Origin of the sequence: Corynebacterium sp. MC3 (genome assembly GCF_900099485.1) — a bacterium.
GTDB lineage: Bacteria > Actinomycetota > Actinomycetes > Mycobacteriales > Mycobacteriaceae > Corynebacterium > Corynebacterium pseudogenitalium.
In genome coordinates this window covers 1-3,020 of sequence record NZ_LT622807.1, presented here as the reverse complement: position 1 = coordinate 3,020, position 3,020 = coordinate 1, and the positions used below count along the sequence as shown (strand labels likewise).

At 67.0% G+C, this 3,020-nt stretch carries 4 protein-coding genes and 1 pseudogene; 2 read left to right on the top strand and 3 right to left on the bottom strand.

The window, feature by feature from the left end:
* The 3 genes from BQ4436_RS00245 to BQ4436_RS00235 all read right to left on the bottom strand — a co-directional run.
* Positions 1 to 643, bottom strand: a 643-nt coding sequence (locus BQ4436_RS00245) for a reverse transcriptase-like protein (protein WP_143000736.1), incomplete at its 3' end; no start/stop codon positions are given.
* A 4-nt stretch (positions 644 to 647) separates the two neighbouring features.
* On the bottom strand, positions 648 to 1,331 hold the full coding sequence (locus tag BQ4436_RS00240; RefSeq protein ID WP_070975120.1) for a zinc ribbon domain-containing protein: 684 nt from the start codon (positions 1,329 to 1,331) through the stop codon (positions 648 to 650).
* A 17-nt stretch (positions 1,332 to 1,348) separates the two neighbouring features.
* On the bottom strand, positions 1,349 to 2,194 hold the full coding sequence (locus tag BQ4436_RS00235) for a Nif3-like dinuclear metal center hexameric protein (RefSeq protein ID WP_070362158.1): 846 nt from the start codon (positions 2,192 to 2,194) through the stop codon (positions 1,349 to 1,351).
* A gap of 35 nt (positions 2,195 to 2,229) precedes the next feature.
* On the opposite strand from BQ4436_RS00235, the gene BQ4436_RS00230 reads away from it, so the two are divergent.
* Entirely contained in the window at positions 2,230 to 2,877 is a 648-nt protein-coding gene (locus BQ4436_RS00230) for an HAD hydrolase-like protein (RefSeq protein WP_255366067.1), read from the top strand.
* Positions 2,867 to 3,020: pseudogene (locus BQ4436_RS00225) on the top strand (protein tyrosine phosphatase); the annotation flags it as partial. The gene BQ4436_RS00230 and the pseudogene BQ4436_RS00225, both read left to right, overlap by 11 nt.

Below are 3,020 nucleotides of genomic sequence, written 5' to 3'. Positions count from 1 at the left end.
GCGGGGGGGCCGTCTCTTTTACACATCTAGATGTGTATAGGAGACGGCTGTAGACGCGGCGGGCGGAGTGTTCGGTTTGGCCGTGGCGCAGCAGCACGAAGCGGGTGCGTGGGGCGTCGGTGCCGGACCAGTGGCCGGGGCTGGCGGTCTCGTGGGGCTGTGCCTCTTTTGGTGCCGCCGGGGCAACCTGCTTCGGTGCTTGCGCAGGCGCCTCGTGCGCAATGAGGCCCTGTTTGCCCTTCGCGGCGGCGTCCATGGCTACGTTGGACAGCTCGTCGGCCTTCTTGTTCTTGGCGCGCGGCACCCACGTGTACGTCACCTTTGTGCACGTGCGCGCAAGCTGTTTCGCCTCCAGTGCGAGCTGCTGCATGTCGGGGTGCTTGATCTTCCAGCGCCCGTTCATCTGCTCGACCACGAGCTTGGAGTCCATGGACACCGCGACTTCGTCGGCGCCCGCGTCGATGGCGGCCTTCAGCCCCTCGATGAGCCCGTGGTACTCCGCGACATTGTTCGTGGACTTCTTGCCCACCGCGTAGACAACTTCCGCCAGCGTCTCCCCGTCCGGGCCGTAGACGACGGCACCGCTTCCGGCGACGCCGGGGTTGCCACGGGAGCCGCCGTCGCAAAACATGGCTACCTTCATGCGCCTACTCCTGTACCTGGGTGCGCACGAGCAGTGTGCCGCAGTTCGGGCACATTGGGACCTCGTCGGCCGGGGTGGCGTTGACCTGGTTGCGCTCGGTGGCGGGCAGGGCGATGAAGCAGCCGTTGCAGGTGCGGCCGTTGAACGCGGCGGCGCCGATTTCGTCGTAGGCCTCGAGGACGTCCGCGGGCAGCTGGCTGCGCAGTGCTTCGGTGTCCACGCGCTCGCGTGCCGGGAGAGCGTCCACGGCGCGCTGCGCGGCCTCGACCTTGCGCTCGAGCCCGTCCAGGCGAGCCCCATGGTTGTCGCGGTTGTTGCGCAGCGCCGCGATCTCGTTGTGGGCCTCCTTCAGCTCATACTGCAAATCCGCGATGCGCGACTTCGTGGTGTAACGATCGTGTTGCAGGTCCTTGCGGCGCTCCTCGTCTGTCTCCGCGCCGAGCATGCGCTTGTTGTCCAGGTCGCGGCGCTTGAGCTTGCGCTCGTCTTCCTGGATGCGCAAGATCTCCAGCTCCATGTCGTCGACGGCGAGCTGCGCCGCAGACGCCGCACCGCGCATGCGCTCGAGCTCCGCGGTGAGGCGCTGCAGCTCCTTTTCCTCCTCGCTCGTGGCCTCGGGGTGGGCGGCCTGGCGGTCAGCCTTGGCAAGATTCAGTAGTACCTGCTGGAGTTCTACGGCAAGTTTCACGGGGAAGCACTGCTCCTTTACTTGGCTTGATTCGGGTGGGCGGAAACGGTCCACGGGTCCGTGCGCACCGGGATGATGCACGTTTCCACGCCTAGCGGGTTCACGATACCCTCTGCCTGCTGCGTCCACGGAAATTCACTCGCCCAGTGCGCAGTATCGATCACGGCGGGCCCACCAGCGCGCAGGTGCTCGTCGACTGGGTGGTGGCGCAGGTCCGAGGTGACATAGACATCGACGCCGAGCGCCCTCGCATCGTCAAGGAAGCTGTCGCCCGAGCCGGAGGAGACGGCGACGGTGCGCACCATCTGCTCCGGGTCGCCTGCGGCGCGCACGCCCCACACGGTCTCAGGCAGGGCGTCGGCCACGCGCTGGGTGAACTCGCGCAGGGTCATCGGCTCAGGCAGGGTGCCCACTCGCCCAAGGCCGGTGGCTCGCTCGAGCGCCCCCGGCGTATCGACGTCCACATCCCCCACCGGGCGAATCGGCCTGCCGGGCCGAATCCCGACCAGCTCCGCCAACTTGTCATTGACCCCCGGGCGCGCCGAGTCCGCGTTCGTATGCGCCGCGAACAACGCGCAGCCGCCGCGGATCAGCGTGTGCACGACCTTGCCCTTCGGCGTATTCGCCGCAACAGAGTGCACCCCGCGCAGCAGTAGCGGGTGGTGAACCACCAGCATGTCCGCGCCTTCCTCCAGCGCGCGCTCCACCACGCTCATCGTGCAGTCCAGGGCAAACGCCACCTTGTGCACGGGCTCGTCCGGGTCGCCGCAAATCAGGCCGACCTGGTCCCAGCTTTCGGCGAGTTCGGGCGGGTAGGCGGCCTCGAGTGCCGCGACAATATCTCCTACAGTCTTCGTCGTCATGGCAACTAGCCTACAAACCTGGAATGCTGGTGGGCGTGACACTCCAAACAAACCGCCCGACCGTGCTCTTTGACGTCGACGGCACCATCCTCGACTCCTTCCCAGGAATCCGCGAAGGCTTCCTGCGGGGGCTCGCCGCCATCGACGTCGCCCCGCCCGACGAAGCGTTCATCGCGAAGATCCCGGGGCCGCCCATGCGCGAGTCCTACGAGAAGGCCGGGTGCACGCCCGCGCAAGTCGACGCCGCGATGCAGGTCTACTCCGACTTCATGAGCACCGACGGGTGGCAGCAGTTCACCGTCTTCGACGGCATGGCCGAACTCATCGCCCAGCTTGACCGGGATGGGTTCCGTGTCGGTACGGCGACGTCCAAAAGCGAAACCTTCGCCGAACTCGCGCTGAAGCGCGCGGGCATCTGGCCGCACCTGGACTTCCTCGGCGCCGCCGACCACGAGCGCGGCCGCAGCACCAAGATCGCGGTGCTGGAGTACGTCCACAACACCTTCGCAGCAAAGCGCCCCATCATGGTCGGCGACCGCACCCACGACTTCACGGGTGCCGCCCACTTCGACATCCCGTCCGTCGCCGTGACCTGGGGATACGGCGACGCCGAGGAGTGGGCACAGGCCACCCACACCGCACAAACCGCAACCGAGCTCAAGGAGATCCTCTATGCATATTGATTTCGTGTGCACCGGCAACATTTGCCGCTCGCCCATGGCGGAAGTCATCATCGCCGCCAAACTTGCCGACGCCGGCCTCGCCAACGACGTCCGCGTCACCTCCTCCGGCATCGGCGGCTGGCACGTCGGCGGCCCCGCCGACC

Excerpts from the sequence above, each read along its gene's own strand:
- BQ4436_RS00235 (WP_070362158.1), bottom strand. The coding sequence starts at position 2,194 with ATGACGACGAAGACTGTAGGAGATATTGTCGCGGCACTCGAGGCCGCC.